21 protein-coding genes are annotated in these 19,349 nt (G+C 39.7%); 6 read left to right on the forward strand and 15 right to left on the reverse strand.

The window, feature by feature from the left end; genetic code table 11:
- Nucleotides 1-2: 2 nt before the first annotated feature.
- From ABS768_RS12590 to ABS768_RS12610, 5 genes are all read right to left on the reverse strand, one after another.
- Nucleotides 3-1,349: a deoxyguanosinetriphosphate triphosphohydrolase gene (locus tag ABS768_RS12590; RefSeq protein WP_408075397.1), complete on the reverse strand. Its 1,347-nt coding sequence runs from the start codon at nucleotides 1,347-1,349 to the stop codon at nucleotides 3-5.
- Between the two features lie 25 nt (nucleotides 1,350-1,374).
- Nucleotides 1,375-1,605 carry a hypothetical protein gene (locus ABS768_RS12595; RefSeq protein ID WP_408075313.1) on the reverse strand — a complete coding sequence of 77 codons (231 nt, stop codon included), beginning with the start codon at nucleotides 1,603-1,605 and terminating at the stop codon, nucleotides 1,375-1,377.
- Nucleotides 1,606-1,688: 83 nt separating this feature from the next.
- Nucleotides 1,689-4,091, reverse strand: coding sequence for a ribonucleoside-diphosphate reductase subunit alpha (locus ABS768_RS12600; RefSeq protein ID WP_408075314.1), 2,403 nt, complete (start codon nucleotides 4,089-4,091; stop codon nucleotides 1,689-1,691).
- Nucleotides 4,092-4,164: 73 nt separating this feature from the next.
- Nucleotides 4,165-5,142, reverse strand: coding sequence for a ribonucleotide-diphosphate reductase subunit beta (locus tag ABS768_RS12605; RefSeq protein WP_408075315.1), 978 nt, complete (start codon nucleotides 5,140-5,142; stop codon nucleotides 4,165-4,167).
- Between the two features lie 247 nt (nucleotides 5,143-5,389).
- The gene (locus ABS768_RS12610) at nucleotides 5,390-5,977 is read right to left on the reverse strand and encodes a DUF3109 family protein (protein WP_408075316.1); all 588 of its coding nucleotides are present in this window, start codon (nucleotides 5,975-5,977) and stop codon (nucleotides 5,390-5,392) included.
- Nucleotides 5,978-6,093: 116 nt separating this feature from the next.
- On the opposite strand from ABS768_RS12610, the gene ABS768_RS12615 reads away from it, so the two are divergent.
- The 3 genes from ABS768_RS12615 to ABS768_RS12625 all read left to right on the forward strand — a co-directional run bounded on the left by ABS768_RS12615 (nucleotide 6,094) and on the right by ABS768_RS12625 (nucleotide 7,558).
- Nucleotides 6,094-6,669: a MarC family protein gene (locus ABS768_RS12615; RefSeq protein WP_408075317.1), complete on the forward strand. Its 576-nt coding sequence runs from the start codon at nucleotides 6,094-6,096 to the stop codon at nucleotides 6,667-6,669.
- A 70-nt stretch (nucleotides 6,670-6,739) separates the two neighbouring features.
- Nucleotides 6,740-6,934 carry a hypothetical protein gene (locus tag ABS768_RS12620; RefSeq protein WP_408075318.1) on the forward strand — a complete coding sequence of 65 codons (195 nt, stop codon included), beginning with the start codon at nucleotides 6,740-6,742 and terminating at the stop codon, nucleotides 6,932-6,934.
- 9 nt (nucleotides 6,935-6,943) lie between these two features.
- Nucleotides 6,944-7,558 (forward strand): FAD-dependent oxidoreductase, encoded by a 615-nt coding sequence (locus ABS768_RS12625; protein WP_408075319.1) that lies wholly within the window; start codon nucleotides 6,944-6,946, stop codon nucleotides 7,556-7,558.
- A 39-nt stretch (nucleotides 7,559-7,597) separates the two neighbouring features.
- Here ABS768_RS12625 and ABS768_RS12630 read toward each other — a convergent pair whose 3' ends face one another.
- From ABS768_RS12630 to ABS768_RS12640, 3 genes are read right to left on the reverse strand one after another with little or no spacing between them, the layout of a single operon-like run.
- A complete protein-coding gene (locus tag ABS768_RS12630; RefSeq protein ID WP_408075320.1) occupies nucleotides 7,598-9,211 on the reverse strand; it encodes a S41 family peptidase in 1,614 nt (537 codons plus the stop codon).
- 1 nt (nucleotide 9,212) lies between these two features.
- Nucleotides 9,213-9,647, reverse strand: a complete 435-nt coding sequence (locus tag ABS768_RS12635) for a deoxycytidylate deaminase (RefSeq protein WP_330121850.1) — start codon at nucleotides 9,645-9,647, stop codon at nucleotides 9,213-9,215.
- Nucleotides 9,648-9,702: 55 nt separating this feature from the next.
- Nucleotides 9,703-10,290: a HupE/UreJ family protein gene (locus tag ABS768_RS12640; RefSeq protein WP_408075321.1), complete on the reverse strand. Its 588-nt coding sequence runs from the start codon at nucleotides 10,288-10,290 to the stop codon at nucleotides 9,703-9,705.
- A 165-nt stretch (nucleotides 10,291-10,455) separates the two neighbouring features.
- Between ABS768_RS12640 and ABS768_RS12645 the strand changes: the two genes are divergently transcribed.
- On the forward strand, nucleotides 10,456-10,887 hold the full coding sequence (locus tag ABS768_RS12645; RefSeq protein ID WP_408075322.1) for a tellurite resistance TerB family protein: 432 nt from the start codon (nucleotides 10,456-10,458) through the stop codon (nucleotides 10,885-10,887).
- Between the two features lie 30 nt (nucleotides 10,888-10,917).
- On the opposite strand, the gene fbp is transcribed toward ABS768_RS12645, so the two are convergent.
- Nucleotides 10,918-11,925 carry a class 1 fructose-bisphosphatase gene (fbp, locus tag ABS768_RS12650; RefSeq protein WP_408075323.1) on the reverse strand — a complete coding sequence of 336 codons (1,008 nt, stop codon included), beginning with the start codon at nucleotides 11,923-11,925 and terminating at the stop codon, nucleotides 10,918-10,920.
- 112 nt (nucleotides 11,926-12,037) lie between these two features.
- Here fbp and ABS768_RS12655 point away from each other — a divergent pair, with 112 nt between their 5' ends.
- Both ABS768_RS12655 and ABS768_RS12660 read left to right on the forward strand, forming a co-directional pair.
- Nucleotides 12,038-12,511 carry a GNAT family N-acetyltransferase gene (locus ABS768_RS12655; protein WP_408075324.1) on the forward strand — a complete coding sequence of 158 codons (474 nt, stop codon included), beginning with the start codon at nucleotides 12,038-12,040 and terminating at the stop codon, nucleotides 12,509-12,511.
- Nucleotides 12,508-13,764, forward strand: coding sequence for an aspartate kinase (locus ABS768_RS12660; RefSeq protein ID WP_408075325.1), 1,257 nt, complete (start codon nucleotides 12,508-12,510; stop codon nucleotides 13,762-13,764). The genes ABS768_RS12655 and ABS768_RS12660 overlap by 4 nt, the downstream gene beginning before the upstream one ends.
- A 27-nt stretch (nucleotides 13,765-13,791) precedes the next feature.
- On the opposite strand, the gene ABS768_RS12665 is transcribed toward ABS768_RS12660, so the two are convergent.
- The 6 genes from ABS768_RS12665 to ABS768_RS12690 form a co-directional block, all read right to left on the reverse strand.
- Nucleotides 13,792-14,865 carry a mechanosensitive ion channel family protein gene (locus ABS768_RS12665; RefSeq protein WP_408075326.1) on the reverse strand — a complete coding sequence of 358 codons (1,074 nt, stop codon included), beginning with the start codon at nucleotides 14,863-14,865 and terminating at the stop codon, nucleotides 13,792-13,794.
- Between the two features lie 149 nt (nucleotides 14,866-15,014).
- Complete coding sequence (locus ABS768_RS12670; protein ID WP_408075327.1) at nucleotides 15,015-15,755, reverse strand: SDR family oxidoreductase; 741 nt, start codon at nucleotides 15,753-15,755, stop codon at nucleotides 15,015-15,017.
- A 19-nt stretch (nucleotides 15,756-15,774) separates the two neighbouring features.
- Nucleotides 15,775-17,022 carry a beta-ketoacyl-ACP synthase II gene (gene fabF, locus ABS768_RS12675; RefSeq protein WP_408075328.1) on the reverse strand — a complete coding sequence of 416 codons (1,248 nt, stop codon included), beginning with the start codon at nucleotides 17,020-17,022 and terminating at the stop codon, nucleotides 15,775-15,777.
- The gene (locus ABS768_RS12680) at nucleotides 17,019-17,456 is read right to left on the reverse strand and encodes a PaaI family thioesterase (protein ID WP_408075329.1); all 438 of its coding nucleotides are present in this window, start codon (nucleotides 17,454-17,456) and stop codon (nucleotides 17,019-17,021) included. The genes fabF and ABS768_RS12680 overlap by 4 nt, the downstream gene beginning before the upstream one ends.
- Before the next feature lie 2 nt (nucleotides 17,457-17,458).
- A complete protein-coding gene (locus ABS768_RS12685; protein WP_408075330.1) occupies nucleotides 17,459-18,622 on the reverse strand; it encodes an acetyl-CoA C-acyltransferase in 1,164 nt (387 codons plus the stop codon).
- Nucleotides 18,623-18,669: 47 nt separating this feature from the next.
- The gene (locus tag ABS768_RS12690; RefSeq protein ID WP_408075331.1) at nucleotides 18,670-19,260 is read right to left on the reverse strand and encodes a TetR/AcrR family transcriptional regulator; all 591 of its coding nucleotides are present in this window, start codon (nucleotides 19,258-19,260) and stop codon (nucleotides 18,670-18,672) included.
- Between the last annotated feature and the right edge of the window lie 89 nt (nucleotides 19,261-19,349).

A 19,349-nucleotide genomic window follows, 5' to 3' on the forward strand; every position in this document is an offset into this window, starting at 1 on the left:
ATTTAGGCTTTTGTATTTCCGGTAATGGTATTGTATAACAACAATGCTTTACCATCTGTTAGCGTAGATACAAAGTGGCATATATGCAACAATCTGCCATATAGGTTCATCTTATCTGTAATAAACCTTTCAGGCAGCATTTTTAAAACTAACTTATCATAGTTACTTTCCCTACCTTCAAACTTATTGTTATAGGCCGTACAGAAGGTGTCCAGTAGCGTATTAATAATACGGTAACCTATTATTTCCTTCTCTACCACCTCACGGCTCTGGTAAATATTTTTAATACTAAGGTTAATAATATCCTTCATTTGTGCTGTGTATTTACCCTGATCGGTCAAGGCATAAGGGTATTCCCCTTTCAGTATCTTTTCCTCATTTTCAACAAACACATTAACAGCATCGTTAATCAGGCTGCTAATTGCCAAAGCACGCAAATAACTTATCCTGTCTTCTTTGGTTACCAGTGTATTGTATTTAGCCACATCTATACTGTCTTTCACCAGTTTGATAAGATACTCCAGTGCAAACTCCTCAGGTATAAGCCCGAGGTTAATACCATCTTCAAAGTCAATAATGGTGTAACAAATATCATCGGCAGCCTCTACAAGATAAGCCAGTGGATGGCGCTCAAAACCTATATCATTCCCGGTTTTATTTGGGATAAGCCCAAGCTCTTTTGCCACATCCTGAAAAAAGGCTTTATCGGTTTGAAAGAAACCATATTTTTTATCGGCTATATTAGCTGTCGGTTTTTTAGGCAGTGACTCCTTTGGATATTTCATAAACGCACCCAGTGTAGCATAAGAAATACGGAGTCCGCCCTCTATACCCGGCCTTGAAGCCGAAAGCAGGTTAAAACCGTTTGCATTACCTTCAAAATCTATCAGGTCCTGCCATTCCTTATCACTAAGATCACTTTTATACTGTTGCCCCTTGCCGGTTTTAAAGTACTCTCCTATTGCTTTTTCTCCCGAATGCCCAAACGGAGGGTTACCAATATCGTGAGCCAGTGCAGCAGCAGCTACTATTGCCCCAAAATCATTCATTTGATAACCGTGTATATCCTGAAGATACGGGTGTTTTTCGATAATTTTTTTACCTACAAGTCTCCCTAAAGAACGTCCCACGACTGAAACCTCAAGACTATGGGTTAGACGGGTATGCACAAAATCGGTTTTAGAAAGCGGTATAACCTGTGTTTTATCCTGCAGGCTCCTAAAAGCCGACGAGAATATTATACGATCATAATCTACCTCAAAGCCCAAACGGGTATCGTCCTGTTCCCTGCGCAAACGCTTGCTTGTATCACCCTGCCTTTTAAGCGACAGTAATTGTTCCCACTGCATCATTGTAGCCATAATTAATGAGGGATCATCCCTTATTTTTATTATTAAACAAAAAGAAATCCTTAGATTTTTTAGGATACTTGTCGTAGCTCTTATCGCTTGGATTCTCAATAACCGACCTGATGTTTACTTTATCGCCCAGTTTAAATTCGGTAGTTACGCGTTTATAATCTAACAGGTATTCACCACAAAAAAAGTTTCCTTCTTCGTCTTTCTCAATAATACCCGTATAGATATCTTTCTTGTCTTTTGACATATGTTTTAGTTTAAAATTATTTTTAACCAAATAAGGAGCATTACTGCTCCTTACCTGATTTATTATTTATGTTTTGCTCTCAATTACGATCCACACATTTCACAATCGTCCGGTTCAGCATTACGGGAACGCTCAATCATTGCCTGAAACTCTGTAACCGACATCGCCTCTGACTCGCCCGAAGCATTAGCAACAGCTGCAACAGGTTCTGCTTTTTTCTCGTTATTAAGTGTAAACTTAATAGCATCAACAGCACTCTTAGTCCTTAGGTAATACATACCTGTTTTAAGTCCGCTCTTCCAAGCATAGAAGTGCATTGACGTTAGTTTTGAAAACGTTGCGTTTTCCATAAACAGGTTAAGCGACTGCGACTGGTCAATAAAGTAACCTCTTTGACGGGACATATCGATAATGTCTTTCATACTCATTTCCCAAACCGTTCTGTAAAGGTCTTTTATATCCTGAGGAATAATGTCTATATGCTGGATAGAACCGTTAGCCCTCATAAGCTCCTGCTTAAGTTCTTCATTCCATACACCCAGTTTTACAAGGTCTTCAAGAAGGTGTTTGTTTACTACAATAAACTCACCCGAAAGCACCCTTCTGGTATAAATGTTAGAAGTATAAGGTTCAAACGCTTCATTGTTCCCTAATATCTGAGAAGTGGAAGCTGTAGGCATTGGCGCCATTAACAGTGAGTTTCTCACGCCGTGCTCCATAACTTCTTTTCTTAAAGAAGCCCAGTCCCAACGACCGCTTAGTTCTTCATCTTTTAAGCCCCAAAGGTTGTACTGGAATTCACCCTGAGAAATTGGAGAACCTTCAAAAGTTGAATATGGCCCTTCTTCTTTCGCCATCTCCATAGAAGCGGTTACCGCTGCAAAGTAAATGGTTTCAAAAATCTCCTGATTTGCTTTCTTAGCCTCATCACTTGTAAATGGCATACGCATCAGGATGAAAGCATCTGCAAGTCCCTGTACACCTAATCCTACCGGACGGTGGCGCATGTTAGAGTTTTCTGCCTCAGGTACCGGATAGTAGTTCCTGTCTATTACCTTGTTAAGGTTACGCGTTACACGCTTAGTTACCTCATACAGGTAGTCGTGGTTAAACTTACCTTCTTCCACAAACATTGGTAATGATATAGAAGCAAGGTTACAAACTGCAACCTCATCGGCAGCAGTGTACTCCATAATCTCTGTACAAAGGTTTGACGAACGGATAGTACCCAAGTTTTTCTGGTTTGACTTTCTGTTAGCCGCATCTTTATAAAGCATGTATGGTGTACCTGTCTCAATTTGAGACTCAAGTATTTTTTCCCAAAGCTCACGTGCTTTGATTGTTTTTCTTCCTTTACCGGCAGCTTCATATGATTCGTACATTTTCTCAAACTCCTCACCATACACATCATAAAGTCCAGGACATTCGTTAGGACACATTAATGTCCATTTAGCATCTTCCTCAACACGTTTCATGAAAAGGTCAGATGTCCACATGGCATAAAATAAATCTCTTGCACGCATTTCTTCCTTACCGTGATTCTTTTTAAGATCAAGGAAATCAAAAATATCGGCATGCCATGTTTCAATATATACGGCAAAGCTACCTTTACGCTTACCTCCACCCTGATCTACATAACGGGCAGTGTCGTTAAACACGCGAAGCATAGGCACAATACCGTTTGAAGTACCGTTTGTACCACGAATGTATGAGCCTGTAGCCCTTACATTGTGAATAGAAAGACCAATACCTCCTGCAGACTGTGATATCTTAGCAGTTTGTTTTAATGTATCATAAATACCGTCAATACTGTCATCACGCATTGTTAACAGAAAGCATGAAGACATTTGCGGCTTTGGTGTACCTGAATTAAACAATGTAGGAGTCGCATGCGTAAAGAACTTTTTAGACATAAGTTCATACGTCTCAATAGCTGCCTCGATATCATCTATATGAATACCGATAGACACCCTCATTAGCATGTGTTGCGGCCTCTCTACAATCTTACCGTTTATTTTAAGCAGGTAAGAACGCTCCAAGGTTTTAAACCCGAAATAATCGTAGTTAAAATCCCTGTTATAAATAATGGTTGAATCTAAAACCTCGGCATTAGCCATGATTACCTCATAAACCTCATCTGACAAAAGTGGGGATGCCTGACCGGTTCTTGGGTTCACATAGTTATACATATCGTGCATCGTTTCTGAGAACGATTTTTTGGTGTTTTTATGCAGGTTAGATACCGCAATACGCGCTGCTAGCTGAGCATAATCAGGATGCGTGGTAGTCATCGAAGCAGCGGTTTCAGCCGCAAGGTTATCAAGTTCAGATGTGTTTACACCATCATATAAACCTTCGATAACACGCATAGCTACCTTTACCGGATCGACTAATTCATTAAGCTCGTAGCATAATATCCTTATTCTGTCCGTGATCTTGTCAAACATTACCGGCTCTCTGCGGCCATCTCTTTTTACTACATTCATAAGGCAACAATTTAGGGGTTAATACACTGGGCGTACCCGACGCCCGTTTTAGTTAGTTGGGGGTATATTTTTATTAAAAGTCAGCGTCAAAACTAATTTTCTGAGAATCGGTATCCTTGTTAATTACACCGGCTTTCTGATATTCAGAAACCCTTTTCTCAAAGAAGTTCGTTTTACCCTGAAGTGAAATCATGTCCATAAAATCAAACGGATTACCTGAGTTGAATTGTTTTTCACAACCAAGCTCAATTAAAAGCCTGTCGGTAACAAACTCAAGGTATTGTGTCATTAGGATAGCGTTCATACCAATAAGACTTACAGGAAGTGATTCGGTAATAAACTCTCTCTCTATAGTTAACGCATCTATAATGATTTCTTTAATTCTTTCTTTAGGAACCTTGTTTACAAGGTGGTTGTTGTGCAGGTGAACCGCAAAGTCACAGTGCACACCTTCGTCTCTCGAGATAAGCTCGTTAGAGAAGGTTAGTCCCGGCATTAAACCACGTTTTTTAAGCCAGAAGATAGAACAGAATGCACCCGAGAAGAAAATACCCTCTACAGCTGCAAATGCAATAAGTCTTTCTGCAAACGAATCAGACTCTATCCATTTAAGTGCCCACTCTGCCTTTTTCTTAATCGCAGGAAACACCTCAATAGCATGAAATAGCTGATCTTTCTCAACATCATCCTTTACATATGTATCTATAAGAAGAGAATAGGTTTCACTATGGATGTTTTCCATCATAATCTGGAAACCGTAGAAAAACTTCGCTTCTGCATACTGAACCTCATTTACAAAGTTTTCAGCAAGATTTTCGTTAACAATACCGTCAGAAGCTGCAAAGAATGCCAATATGTGCTTTATAAAATACTTCTCATCATCATTAAGCTTATTATTCCAGTCGGTAAGATCCTGATGCAAATCTATCTCTTCTGCCGTCCAGAAACTAGCCTCCATTTTCTTGTACCAATCCCAAATATCGTGGTGTTTTATCGGAAAAATTACAAATCGATTCTTGTTTTCTTGTAAAATTGGTTCTACTGCAGACATATCTTTTTGACTTTTATGGTATTATAAAAATGATTTTTTTGGTAAAGCGGTAATACAAAGATTGGCATTTGTATCAATAAATGAAAGGCAAACTTATTCACAATCGGGGATAGTTTTTAACAACCCCAATTTTAACAGACAATAAAAATCACATTCGCAATGTATTGATTGCGAACATATTGCACAAAAATAAATTTACGAATTATTTTACGGTTTTCCCGCAGTTGACGGGGGTTTTTAAAGCATTTTAACGTCTTCTCGGAGAAGGATCGTCCTTTAAATCCTCTGCCACCTTTTCAAGTTCAGCATACCAATCGGCGCCAAACCTTCTTACCAGTGCTTCCTTTACAAATTTGTAAACAGGAACTTCAAGTTCCTTACCTAAAGCACAGGCAGGATTACATATATCCCAGCGGTCATAGTTAACAGCCGCAAACTCTGTAAAATCTTTTACCCGCACAGGGTATAAATGGCATGAAACCGGTTTTTTCCAGCTTACCACTCCCTGATTGTATGCCTGCTCAATACCGCAAAGTGCAGTATCTCCATCAAAAATAACGTAGGCACAATCTTTATTATCTATAAGCGGTGTTTCCAGGTCACCATCGGTACCGGTTATCCACACACCCTGAGCCTCTATAGCCTCAATACCTTCTTTTCTTAAAAAAGGCTTAACCTTCGGATAAATTTCCTCCAGTATTTTTGTTTCCTCTTCACTTAATGGAGCACCTGCATCTCCGTCTACACAACAAGCTCCCTTGCATGCCGTTAAGTTGCACACAAATTCTTTCTCTAAAATGTCCTCAGACACTATTGTTTTACCCAGTTGAAACATGCCGCAAAGATAGTCAAAGTTTAGCTGTGTTAATCACTCAAAACGTCACTTGAAAAATTTTAACTATATATCTCTATATTATTAATACTTTTGTTAATTCTTAAAAACAAACTAAAATGGGATTTGACTGGAAAGAAATCTTCACCATCAGCATGGTGCTTTTTGCGGTTATAGACATTATAGGCAGTGTACCTATTATAGTAGACCTTCGTAATAAGGTAGGACATATACAGTCGGAAAAAGCGGCCCTCGTTGCTGCTATAATAATGATTGCCTTTCTTTTTGTGGGAGAAGAAATCCTTAAACTTATAGGTATAGATGCCAGCTCATTTGCCGTAGCCGGATCGTTTGTACTGTTCTTCCTGGCACTGGAAATGATATTGGGTATTCGTCTTTATAAGGAAGACAACCCTAATACGGCTTCCATCGTACCCATTGCTTTCCCGCTTATTGCAGGCGCAGGTACCATGACCACCATATTATCCCTGCGCGCCGAATATGAAAAAATAAACATCATTATAGCCATAATTATCAATATACTGGTAGTATATATAGTACTAAAAGCTTCTGCCAAAATAGAAAGGCTTTTAGGAGAAAATGGTCTTGGTGTAATCCGTAAGATTTTTGGAGTAATTCTTTTAGCGATAGCTGTTAAATTATTTGCTGCTAATGTTAAAGGTTTATTCGCTTAGTTATATATTTATTACATTCACAACCTAAGTTTTAATTAAATCAGGTTGTAACTATTTAAGATTTAATAGAATGAAAATTTTAATTTACACACTACTGGCAATTGCAGTTGCCATAATTATATTTAACATTACCTTACTTGATTTCAGCAATCTTTTTGAAGGCAACAGTCTTATAGCCCTTATAGGCATTGTAGCATCACTTTGTGCTGTTTGCATCCTTCTTATATTTAAGATGGCTAAAAGTATTGAAGAAAAAACAAGATAAGGGATAAGCATGTTTGACGTTTTAATTATTGGCGGAGGGGTATCTGGGGTATCCTGCGCACTTATATTGGGTTCTGCATTAAATAAACCTTATGCGCAGAGCAAAAAAATAGGAATATTTACCCACCAGAAAGCATCTGCTTTACAGGATGCATTATTCAACAATGCTTACGGAATACCACAGGGAAAACTGGGCAAGGAAATTATGGAAGAAAGCCTTGAGCACCTGCATAGCGCATACCCTGATGTGGAGCAGATTGAAAAGGAAAAGGTTATTAAAGTGGAAGGCAAAGCCGGAAACTTTACTATTACTACTAATAAAAACAACTATAACACAAAAACCATAGTAGTTGCCATAGGATCGGCTAATACTTTTGCCATTGAAGGCCTTATGGAGTATGTTATACCGCATAGAAAAGCGATGCCTGAAAAGAACAGAATACAGCTTAAAAATGATGACCACCTTGTAGCGGAAGGCATTTATGCCGCAGGAACTCTTGCCGGATGGAGAAGTCAGCTTTCCATCGCTGCCGGTAGTGGTGCATCTGTAGCCACAGATATCCTTACATTATGGAATAACGGAATCCCGTCGCAACATCACGACAGCACACGGGTAAAAAAATAACAGGTAATTTCAACAGATTAAAAGCCGTAGGGCCGGGAATTATTTTTTCTCATCAGCCAGTACGGCTTTTATCATATTATCTTCTCCCAGCACCATTTTATAATAAGCACTATCGCTCACTAACTGTCTTACAAATTCTGCAGCGATATAAAACTTAATTTTTTGTTTGTGCTTAGCCAAATCAAATATCAGTCCGTTATCAGACAGGTATTTTGCAAAGTCATTGTAGTACTTGTCGGTATTCAAAACCTTATTGGCAACCTCTTTCTCATTAAGAGAACTAAACTCTTTTCTTTGTTTATCCAACTCTTCAAAAACAAAGTAACTCACAAACCCTGATTGCATTATCATACTCACCCCCTCATCACCATGCTTACCTTCCATAGGCACAAATAAATCAGGAATTATACCTCCGCCTCCATAAACCGTACGTCCTTTAAGGGTTTTATATTTTAAGGTATCGGCTATTTTAATACTGTCGGCGGCATAAAGTTCTCCGCTTTCATAACGCTTAGAAAAATCATTAAAGTACTCATCACCTCCATGTGCATAACTACGTTGTATAGACCTGCCTGACGGCGTATAATAACGGGCAACAGTTAGTCGCACTGCCGAACCGTCCCCTAAAGGCATTTCGCGCTGCACAAGCCCTTTACCAAACGAACGGCGACCTACAATTGTACCTCTGTCGTTATCCTGAATGGCTCCGGCTAATATTTCACTTGCCGACGCACTGTTTTCGTTTATAAGCAAATATAGCTTCCCGTTTTCAAAATCCCCCTTATCGGTAGAATAGGTAATATCTTCTCTATCTCTTTTGTTTTTTGTTTTTACTATTACCAAATCATCCTGTAAAAGATCATCGGCAATATCAACTGCCATTTCAAGATAGCCACCCCCATTATCCCTTAAGTCAATCATAAGCGATTCTGCTCCCTCACTCTTTAAATCAAGCAGTGCCTTATGGAACTCCTCATAAGTGGTTTCGGCAAAACGGTTAATTTTTATGTAGCCTGTTTTATTGTCAAGCAATACTGCTGCATCAACACTTTTTATAGGTATTATATCCCTAACTACATTTACTTTAAATTGCTTGCCTTCGGTTTTACGATAAACAGTGAGTTCTATAGACGACCCTTCTTCTCCTTTAAGTTTAGAGAATAGACTGTCGTTAGGCAATTTCCTACCATAAAGCTGATCGTTACCTGCAAAGAGTATACGGTCTCCGGCTTTTATACCAGCCTTGTCAGACGGTCCCTGAGGCACTGGCTTGATAATAGCTACAGAATCTTTATACATATAGAAATTAACCCCTATACCCACAAAGTCACCCTTCATGCTTTGGGCCACCTGCTGCATATCTTCTTTGGCAATGTAAACCGAATGCGGATCCAGCTTTTCCAGTATGTTATTTACGGTAAGATCTACAATAGAATCGGTATTTACATTATCAACATAGTCGCTCTCAATAAAATCCATAAGCCTGTTAAGCTTGTTTTTATGGGAGTTTTTGGAAATAAAAGTTCGGTTTCCGGAGAATACATTAAAAAAGTTACCCATAATCACTCCGGCCGCCAGGGCCACTGCAATTATAATAGGCAGGTAAATTTTATTTACCTGATTGTTTTTCGGTTTGTTATCTCCGTTTTCCATATTACTCTGTATCTAAATCCTCTACATGCACCACTTCAACGCCCGCCCTCATTAAAAAGTCGATACCCGAATTATCTTTATAACTGCTTTGGTATACCACTCTTTTAATTCCCGACTGATGTATTAGCTTACTACAGTCTTTACAGGGAGACATAGTTATGTAAAGTGTAGCACCTTCACACGATTGTGTGGAACGTGCTACTTTTAATATTGCATTTGCTTCGGCATGCAGTACATACCACTTTGTAAGGCCTCCGTCATCTTCACAGCAATTCTCAAAGCCCGATGGGGTACCGTTGTATCCGTCAGATATTATCATTCTGTCTTTTACAATAATTGCACCAACTTTTTTCCTTACACAGTAAGACAGCTGCCCCCATTCTCTGGCTATCCTTAGATAAGCCTTATCGTATTTATTGAGTTTTTTATCCTTCATTATTAAAGCCTACAGTCAAATTTAAGCTTTTTCACTTAATTTATTATGCTAATTATTACCAGATACGGTTATGGATTATCATAGGTACCACTACCCCCGCTACAAACGAACAGGCAACCAGTATCCAGTCTCTTTGTGAGAAACGTAAAAAGGTTTGTACCGCCCACGACAGTATTAATACTATAAGTACTATAATTACCTGTGCCACCTCTATACCCAGTGCAAATTCTGCTAACGGAACCAGTTTATCTCCACTGTTATTTGCCACAAGCATTTTAAAATAGCTAGAAAAACCAAGACCGTGTATTATACCAAAAAACAGAGTGGTAAAAGCCAGGAAATTTACGTTATCCCTTTTGCCCGATTTATTGGCCCTGAAAATATTATAAACTGCCGTTATAAAAATGGTGACCGGAATGAGGAATTCCACTAAACTTGATTTTACCGATATAATATCATACACGGCAAGTATAAGCGACATGCTGTGCCCTATGGTAAACAGGGTTACCAGCAATAATACGTTTTTCCAGTCCTTAAAAACATAAGGTACGGTTAGGGCCACAATAAAAAGTATGTGGTCATAAGCGTTAATATCCAGCACATGGTAAAGCCCCTGCTGAAAGTATAATTGAAATTCCGACATAATATAGATTCAGTATTTGCAAGCTGTAAACTTACATCAATTTTTACAAAATACCTTACTGGAAAAACGCGATTAAGATATAATATTGTCAAAAACTTTTAAAAAATTACTTCCCACATAAAATATAGAATTATATTTGCCGAAAATTTATAACATATAGAAATTATGTCTATTTCAGATTTATTTGATAGCGGCTTTAAGAACAGAAACAAAGGACACTTTTCGGCTATTGTAAGAGTAGCTATGGAAAACGGTCACTTAAGTTCTGAAGAAAAAGCGTTTCTTGACAAACTTGCCAAACAACTTGAAATTTCTGAAGAGGAGTATCTTGAGATAATGGCAAACCCGTTAAAATACCCTATTAACCCTCCATACTTACACGTACACAGGCTGGAGCGTTTATACGACCTGTCAAGAATGGTATATGCTGATCACATACTGGGACCAAAACAAAAAGAGATTCTTACCCGTTTTGCCCTAGCCTTAGGCTTTACGCCAGGTAACGTAAAATACATTGTAGACAAAGCACTTTCGCTTTTAGTATTAAACGTAGACCTTGATACTTTCCTTTACGAAATGCAACACATGAATAAATAAAAAAAGCCCCGATATTCGGGGCTTTTTTTATTATTGGTATTTCTGCATAAACTCATTTGCCTTATCAACCATGTTCCCGCTTCCGCAGAAAAACGGAACGCGCTGATGCAGCTCGGTTGGCTGGATTTCCATAATCCTGTTAAACCCGTCTGAAGCTTTACCTCCGGCCTGTTCTGTAATAAAAGCCATAGGATTACACTCATAAAGCAGCCTTAACTTCCCTTTTGGCGCCTTAGAACTAGTAGGGTAAATATAAATACCTCCCTTAATCATATTACGATGAATGTCTGACACAAGGCTACCTATGTATCTTGACGTATAAGGCCTGTCACCTTCCTCTGTCTGGCAGTACTTAATATAGTCTTTCACCCCCTGTGGGAAGTGTACATAATTCCCTTCGTTTATAGAATAGATATGCCCGTCCTTAGGGAACTGCATATTAGGATGCGACAGGTAAAAAGTACCAATAGCTGGGTTAAGCGTAAAACCGTTTACTCCATGCCCGGTAGTATATACCAGCATGGTAGAAGTACCGTAAATCACATACCCGGCAGCGACCTGGTTTACCCCCGGCTGAAGGAAATCTTCCTTGGTTACCGGTGTACCTACAGGCGTTATCCTCCTGTAAACAGAGAAGATTGTACCTACAGATACATTTACATCAATATTAGACGAACCGTCTAACGGATCCATAAGCACCACATATTTGTTATTATGCAGCCCGTCTTTACCCTTAATTGTGATAAAGTCATCATTCTCTTCAGAGGCGATACCACAAACAATTTCGCGGTTTATAAGTGTTTGCATAAACGTTTCGTTTGCATACACATCAAGCTTCTGTTGGTCTTCACCCTGTACATTCTGTTCACCAAAAGCGCCTACTATATCTACAAGTCCGGCCTTATTCACCTTATAATTAACCACTTTTGCAGCTAATCGTATAGAGTTAATAAGCCTGGACAGCTCGCCCGAAGAGTACATAAACTCTTCCTGCTTTTCGATAATAAATTCTCCCAGTGTCTTGTTGCGTTCTTCCATTACTATAACGTTGTAGTTGTGTTGAGGGCACAAATATCGATATTTTTGTGATATGATAATAATTTATTCTCAGATAGGTAAATAGAATGTATTTTTGCCTCAAATTTTGCTTATGGTTATTCGAAAAGGAAAGAAAGAAGACATGCCGGCTGCGCTGGAACTTATAAAAGAACTTGCTGTTTTTGAAAATGAGCCCGATGCTGTTGTGGTAAATGTTGACGAACTGGAACGAGACGGATTTGGCCCTAACCCGTTATTTAAAATCTTTGTTGCCGAAAAAGACAACGAGATTATAGGGATGGCCCTGTTTTATTACCGCTATTCTACCTGGAAAGGAAAAACCATACATCTCGAAGACCTTATTGTTAAGGAAGCCCACAGAGGCACAGGTGCCGGGAGTGCCCTTTATAAAGAGGTTATAAAGTTTGGCAAACAGGAAGGCGTGCGCCGCATTGAATGGGCTGTACTAAACTGGAACCAGCATGCTATCGATTTCTACGAACGATCGGGAGCTACGGTTTTTCAGGACTGGTTAACAGTGCAAATGGATGAAGAAGGAATTACAAAGTTTACACTTAATTTATGAGAGTATTTAAATTTGGAGGAGCATCGGTAAAAGATGCCGACGGTATTAAAAACGTGTATGATGTTTTACAGAAAGTAGGACACGAAGATGTGCTTGTTGTTATTTCTGCAATGGGTAAAACAACTAATGCCATGGAGGTTGTAGTCAAGAACTATTTTGACAAATCTCCTGAGCTTAAGTCATCCATACAGGACGTTAAGAAATACCATAACCAAATACTACTTGACCTGTTTGACGACGAAAACCATGCAGTTTTTGCTGCCATCAATAGCCTTTTTGGTGACCTTGAGTATTTCCTGGAGCACAACAAATCGCCTAACTATAATTTTGTTTACGACCAGATAGTAAGTATGGGAGAGCTTATCTCCACAACACTGGTAAGCCATTACTTTAACCACCGCGGACTTAAAAACCAGTGGGTAGACGTAAGGGATTTTATCAAGACTGACAACACTTACCGTGATGCCGTTGTGAACTGGGAACAGACACAGCAAAACATTAAAAAAGGTATTAAAAAGAAAATTCTTAATATCACCCAGGGCTTCTTAGGGTCTGACGAAAACAGCTTTACTACAACCTTAGGAAGAGAAGGCTCTGATTATAGTGCCGCTATTTTTGCTTACTGCCTTAATGCAGAAAGTGTAACGATATGGAAAGATGTACCGGGTGTACTTAATGCCGACCCAAGGTATTTTGACAATACGGTACTACTTAACCAAATCTCTTACCGTGAGGCTATTGAGCTTGCATTTTACGGGGCATCGGTTATTCACCCTAAAACATTACAGCCGCTTCAAAGAAAAGAAATCCCGTTATACGTAAAATCGTTTATCAACCCTTTATTACCGGGAACAAGCGTTAGTAAAGGTTCTGATCTTGAGCCGCAAACTTCATGCTTTATCGTTAAAAAAGGACAGTTGCTTATATCACTTTCGTCGTTGGACTTCTCTTTCATTATGGAAGAAAACATTAGTGAGATATTCAGCCTGCTTCACAAATATAAAATGAAAGTACACCTTATCCAGAATTCTGCCATTAGCTTCTCGGTATGTGTGGACGATAAGTTCAATAACTTTAACGAACTTAAAACAATACTTTCCAAAAAATTCAAGGTGACCTATAATGAGGATGTTTCCCTTTATACCATCCGTCACTTTGATGACAGGTCGGCCGATGCCGTTACCGAAAACAAAGAGGTTTTAGTACGACAGTTAAGCCGTGAAACTTTACAACTGGTAACTCAGGATTTATAAAACAAAAGCCCCTTTAAAGGGGCTTTTTTATTGTTTATCTTTTACTGTCGGTTCTGTTTTTTTATCATTTATACCATCTTTCAGCATAACTCTTGTAAAAGGCAAACTGTCCGGATAGTTTTTCTGTATAAACTCAATCAGTTTTTCCCTTACATATACCCTTAAATCCCATGATATGGAAGAGTCGCTGGAGCTCATAAGTGCCCTAAGCTCCATTACCTTTTCACGGGTATCGGTTACCTGTAATACATTTACCTGTCCGTCCCAGAGGTCAGACCCTTCTAATAGTCGCGTAAGCTCTTCCCTCACCTTATCCACTTCCACCTTAAAGTCGGTATAAATAAAAACCGTGCCCAGTATCTCAGCCGAATTGCGGGTCCAGTTTTGGAACGGTTTCTCAATAAAATAAGTGGTAGGAACTACCAGCCTGCGCTTATCCCAAATTTTAACCACAACATAAGTAAGGGTTATTTCTTCAATCTTACCCCATTCACCTTCTACAATAACCACATCATCCAGTCGTATGGGTTGCGTAAGGGCTATCTGTATACCTGCTAAAAGTGTTCCAAGTGCCTTTTGTGCCGAAAAACCAATAATAATACCGGCTATACCTGCCGAGGTTAGAAAACTAACACCTATTGAACGTATGCTCTCAAAACTCATAAGTGCCACACCAATGGCACATATCACAATAAGAAATACAACTACCCTTTCCAGTATGGTAAACTGCGTATAAACCCTTCGGGCAGCCAGATTATCGGAAGCAGAAATATCATACCGGCGTACCAGTACCGTTTTGAGCACCTTTATAAAAATGATTAAAAACCAGGTAATACTCAGTATGAAAAGCAATGTACCTATGTGTCCAATAATTTTTGAAGCATTTATATTAAATACATTACTTGCCACACCAATACGCAATGCCAGTGCCGAAATGAATATAATAAGCGGAATTTTAATACGGTTGGCAAAATTAACAGGTAGTATGTTACGCGGATTTTTGCCCACTTTTTTAAGAATGTAAAAAATTATACTGAAGGTAACTACCAGTCCGGCTATGCTAATGGCAATATACTTTAAGAGTGTTGTATCTATATTCATAGGCAGGTATTTTAAAAAATGACCTATAAAGTTAAAAAAACACACAGCCCCATAGTAGACATTAAAGATTATATTAACATAATCACCTGAAAAACAAAGCCACCGCTAAAAAACGATGGCTACAAACAATAAAACAAATATTCAGATTATTAAGTTACCGGATTCATTATGTTGAGTGCTTCTTCCGGGTTAGCAAGGCTAAGCCTGTACAGGTCTTCAGTTTGCCCGGTACGTATTTCAAATCTGTCGGTTGCCAGTGCATCCAGCACGTCTTCTGCCACTATAGATGGTGCTATACCATTCTCGGCACCACCTATATCTTTAGAAAGTTCGGTATTAACCAAAGGAGGCATAAGCTCAAACACCTTAATCGAAGTATCTTTTAACGCCAGCCTTAATGAAACAGTGTATGAGTGCAATGCCGCTTTTGAGGCCGCATAAGTAGGCAGGTAGCCTGAAGGTACATAAGCAACTACCGACGATACGTTAACTATAGCCGACTCCTTTTGCCCCTTAAGCAACGGAAGCAATTTATCGGTAAGGCGAAGTATGGAAAAATAATTGGTAGTCATTTCATCTACCGCTATATCATAGGCTTTCCCTTCTGCCAAATGATGTATAAGCGCTTTTCCGGCATTATTAATCAGTATGTTTAATTCTGGAAATTCTGCCTGTATCCTTGCGGTTAACGCCTCTACGTCTGCGGCACTTGTAACATCTGCCTGTATAGCTGTTACATTACCCAGTTGGGCTTTAGCACTCTCCAAACGCGAAGCATCCCTACCTGTGATTATTACTTTGTTACCCTGTTTTACAAATACTTTTGCCATTTCAAGGCCTATACCGGCACTCCCTCCGGTTATAAGGATTGTATTTCCTGTTGTTTTCATATTTAAAGTTTTTTGAGAATTAATAAGGTTTTTTAAAAATGGTACTTGCCGTATGTCCGCCAAAGCCAAAAGTGTTATTAAGCACATAATCCACTTTGGCATTTACCGCTTTCCCGGTAATTATATTGAGTCCCTTCGGAATATCAGGATCTATATTTTTTGTGTTTATGGTAGGCGGAACAATATTGTTATGCACCGCCAGCACACTGATTATACTCTCTATAGCCCCGGCAGCGCCAAGCAAATGTCCTGTCATGGACTTAGTTGCACTAATTGCAGGTTTATAATTGCCAAAAAGGCTATTTACAGCCACAAGCTCACTTATATCCCCAAGCGGAGTTGAAGTGGCATGTGTATTTACATAATCGATAACATCGGGGGTAAGGCCTGCATCTTTAAGGGCTTTTTGCATCCCTAACAGTGCCCCTATACCATCGGCAGGAGTAGCCGTTAAATGATAGGCATCGGCAGCCATGCCACCCCCTGCGAGTTCAGCATATATTTTTGCACCTCGGTTAACCGCATGCTCCCATTCCTCCAGTATAAGTGCTCCTGCACCTTCACCAGCAACAAAGCCATCCCTGTCAGCATCAAAAGGCCTTGAGGCAGCTTCAGGGTCATCGTTACGTTTTGAAAGCGCCTGAGAAGCACTAAAACCTCCTATGGATGCCGGAGTAAGTGCTGCTTCACTTCCTCCTGCTATCATAACATTTGCCCTGCCCAGCCTAATAGCATCATAAGCGGCAATAATAGCAGTGTTGGAAGATGCACAGGCCGAAACCGTTGCATAGTTGGGACCATGTAAACTGTTCCTTATAGATATTACACCTGCAGCAATATCCACAATCATTTTAGGAATGAAGTATGGGTTAAAACGCGGCGTACCGTCGCCCAAATGAAATTCGCTTAACTGCTCTTCAAAAGTGCTTATACCCCCGTTACCGGAAGCCCATATCACCCCAATATCAAACTTCTGTACACGGGACATATTCCCAAAATCCAAATTGGCATCCTGTATGGCCTCATCACTAGCAACTATAGCATATTGCGTAAAGAGGTCGTATTTCCTTACTTCTTTCCTTTCAAAATACTCTAACGGATCAAATCCCTTAACCTCACAGGCAAATCGCGTTTTGAACTTTGATGCATCAAACTTTGTTATTGGGCCTGCACCACTTTTACCGGCAACAATATTTTCCCAAAACTCCCCAACCGAATTTCCAAGTGGGGTTATGGCTCCCAGCCCTGTTATTGCTACTCTTCTCATGATTTCGGTACTTCTGTTTTTATCAGGTTAGTATATCCCTTAGCAAGTAGTTTAGCTTTGTTTGCTGTCCAAATCTCGCACTGGGCGTTTACAATCTGTTTTCCTTTTTTAACAATATGGCTTATCGCTATAATCTCATCGCCTTCCCTTGCCGGGGCAAAATAGTCTATAGCCAGGTTAACCGTTACATGGAAAAAAGGTTCACCAAGACTTATAAGCGTGGCCCCAATCGCATCGTCTATAATAGCAGCGGTAACACCACCGTGCATGGTACCAAACGGATTAGTCATTTCCTTTCTTACCGTATACTGAAACGTAAGGCTACCCGGCTCTACCGAGACCATAACAGGGTTAAGCCAGTTCATGAATGCCGATGGTGAATTCTCTATTTTCTTTCCTAAATACTGTTTTAGGAACTCTGTTGCTTTATCCATACTTACTGTAGATTTTCTATTACTAATGCCGAAGCGCCCCCGCCCCCGTTACAAATAGCCGCTACGCCATATTTACCGCCTTCCTGCTTTAGGACAGAAAGTAACGTAACCACTATTCTTGCACCCGAAGCTCCTATAGGGTGCCCCATGGCAACACCGCCTCCGTAAACATTTATCTTTTCTATGTCCAAATCCAGAATTTTGGCATTAGCCAGTATAACGGCAGCATAAGCCTCATTCATTTCATAATAGTCGATATCCTCTTTGGTTAGTCCTGACTGTTGTAAGGCCTTTGGTATTGCAATTGAGGGTGAAGTGGTAAACCATTCGGGAGCCTGTGCGGCATCGGCATAACCTTTAATTTTTGCAAGTGGTTTAAGGTTATATTCTTTCACCACTTCTTCAGACACCAATAACAGTACAGCAGCACCATCGTTAAGGTTACTGGCATTGGCGGCCGTTATGGTGCCGCCTTCCTCAAAAACAGGTTTTAGTTTCGCTACCTTTTCCGGAATAAGTTTAAATATATCCTCATCGCTTTTAACTACATTCCCATTAACTTCTATCGGAATTATCTCATCATTAAATTTACCTGCGTTAAAGGCATCCTCTGCCCTTTTATACGACTTTAAGGCATAGTCATCCTGTTGCTCCCGGGTAAGCTTGTATTCCCTTGCACATATCTCGGCAGCATTCCCCATATGAAAGCCGTTATACACATCGGTAAGACCATCTTTAAGTAGGCCGTCAGTAACCTGAGTGTGTCCCAACTTGTTGCTTTTACGTCCGTCAATATAGTGCGGAACATTACTCATGCTCTCCATGCCTCCGGCAACAACCACATCATTCACGCCTAGCTGTATCTGCTGGGCTCCTGTAATCACTGCCTTTAACCCTGATGCACACACCTTGTTTACGGTAGTAGCATCAGCCTCCACAGGAATTCCTGCAAAAACAGCCGCCTGTCTTGCCGGAGACTGACCCAAATTTGCCGAAAGCACATTACCCATATAGACAGCATCAACTTTATCAGCAGGCAGCCTAACCTCATTCATTACAGCCTCTATGGCTGTTTTTCCTAACTGTGTTGCTCCCAAGCCCGAAAGGCTTCCCAGAAAACCTCCTGTAGGGGTTCTTTTTGCGGCAACTATAAATACATTTTTCATATTTTTATTTATTTTATACCGATCGGTATATTTTATAGTAAAAAAATTTATATCGCTAATTCATCAATAATTTTTTCCGCGTGGCGCATCGCTGCTTTAAGCGTATTTATTTTTCCGGTAACCTTTACAAGCATCACTCCGCCTTCTATAAGTGCCAGTAATGTCCAGGCAAAAGCATCGGTATCCACATCAGGGCTTATCTTTCCTTCTTCCTTACCTGTATTTACAATTCTCACAATACTGCTGTGCCATTTCCTTATGGCTTCAACAACATTTTCACGCAATTCAACATGGGTATCATCTACCTCTGTAGCCGAATTAAGTACAGGGCATCCCCAACGTAAAACAGGATTCTCGGTAAAGTTTGAAAAAATGGTAATGTAGACCTTAAGTTTCTTAATAGGATTGGGTTCGTTGTCGATGCGTTCCTTAACCCAGTCTGACATCAATCCGAAGTTATAATTAAAGGCAGCCACCGCAACTTCATCTTTATTCTTGAAGTTCCCGTATATACTACCTTTAGTAAGACCTGTAGCTTCAGTTAAATCGGCCAGCGACGTACCGGCATAACCTTTCCTGTTAAAAATAGGTGCCGTTTTTTCAATAATAAACTTTCGTGTCCTTTCTGCCTTAGTCATATTAACTTAAAATTGAGAAAACAAAACTATACCAATCGGTATAATCTACCAAATTTTTAACGCTTTTTTTTAGAACCTACACTGCAAAA

The sequence above is a fragment of the Flavobacterium rhizophilum genome, assembly GCF_046000485.1.
GTDB classification, from domain to species: Bacteria; Bacteroidota; Bacteroidia; order Flavobacteriales; family Flavobacteriaceae; genus Flavobacterium; species Flavobacterium rhizophilum.

Bases quoted from the DNA above. Each gene is read 5' to 3' on its own strand.
- ABS768_RS12680 (WP_408075329.1), bottom strand. From the start codon at position 17,456: ATGGATAAAGCAACAGAGTTCCTAAAACAGTATTTAGGAAAGAAAATA.
- ABS768_RS12690 (WP_408075331.1), bottom strand. From the start codon at position 19,260: ATGACTAAGGCAGAAAGGACACGAAAGTTTATTATTGAAAAAACGGCA.
- ABS768_RS12685 (WP_408075330.1), bottom strand. From the start codon at position 18,622: ATGAAAAATGTATTTATAGTTGCCGCAAAAAGAACCCCTACAGGAGGT.
- ABS768_RS12620 (WP_408075318.1), top strand. From the start codon at position 6,740: ATGAAAATTTTAATTTACACACTACTGGCAATTGCAGTTGCCATAATT.
- ABS768_RS12670 (WP_408075327.1), bottom strand. From the start codon at position 15,755: ATGAAAACAACAGGAAATACAATCCTTATAACCGGAGGGAGTGCCGGT.
- ABS768_RS12600 (WP_408075314.1), bottom strand. From the start codon at position 4,091: ATGAATGTAGTAAAAAGAGATGGCCGCAGAGAGCCGGTAATGTTTGAC.
- ABS768_RS12640 (WP_408075321.1), bottom strand. From the start codon at position 10,290: ATGTCGGAATTTCAATTATACTTTCAGCAGGGGCTTTACCATGTGCTG.
- ABS768_RS12615 (WP_408075317.1), top strand. From the start codon at position 6,094: ATGGGATTTGACTGGAAAGAAATCTTCACCATCAGCATGGTGCTTTTT.
- ABS768_RS12660 (WP_408075325.1), top strand. From the start codon at position 12,508: ATGAGAGTATTTAAATTTGGAGGAGCATCGGTAAAAGATGCCGACGGT.
- ABS768_RS12590 (WP_408075397.1), bottom strand. From the start codon at position 1,349: ATGCAGTGGGAACAATTACTGTCGCTTAAAAGGCAGGGTGATACAAGC.
- ABS768_RS12595 (WP_408075313.1), bottom strand. From the start codon at position 1,605: ATGTCAAAAGACAAGAAAGATATCTATACGGGTATTATTGAGAAAGAC.
- ABS768_RS12605 (WP_408075315.1), bottom strand. From the start codon at position 5,142: ATGTCTGCAGTAGAACCAATTTTACAAGAAAACAAGAATCGATTTGTA.
- ABS768_RS12630 (WP_408075320.1), bottom strand. From the start codon at position 9,211: ATGGAAAACGGAGATAACAAACCGAAAAACAATCAGGTAAATAAAATT.
- ABS768_RS12645 (WP_408075322.1), top strand. From the start codon at position 10,456: ATGTCTATTTCAGATTTATTTGATAGCGGCTTTAAGAACAGAAACAAA.
- ABS768_RS12625 (WP_408075319.1), top strand. From the start codon at position 6,944: ATGTTTGACGTTTTAATTATTGGCGGAGGGGTATCTGGGGTATCCTGC.
- ABS768_RS12610 (WP_408075316.1), bottom strand. From the start codon at position 5,977: ATGTTTCAACTGGGTAAAACAATAGTGTCTGAGGACATTTTAGAGAAA.
- ABS768_RS12655 (WP_408075324.1), top strand. From the start codon at position 12,038: ATGGTTATTCGAAAAGGAAAGAAAGAAGACATGCCGGCTGCGCTGGAA.
- fbp (WP_408075323.1), bottom strand. From the start codon at position 11,925: ATGGAAGAACGCAACAAGACACTGGGAGAATTTATTATCGAAAAGCAG.
- ABS768_RS12665 (WP_408075326.1), bottom strand. From the start codon at position 14,865: ATGAATATAGATACAACACTCTTAAAGTATATTGCCATTAGCATAGCC.
- fabF (WP_408075328.1), bottom strand. From the start codon at position 17,022: ATGAGAAGAGTAGCAATAACAGGGCTGGGAGCCATAACCCCACTTGGA.
- ABS768_RS12635 (WP_330121850.1), bottom strand. From the start codon at position 9,647: ATGAAGGATAAAAAACTCAATAAATACGATAAGGCTTATCTAAGGATA.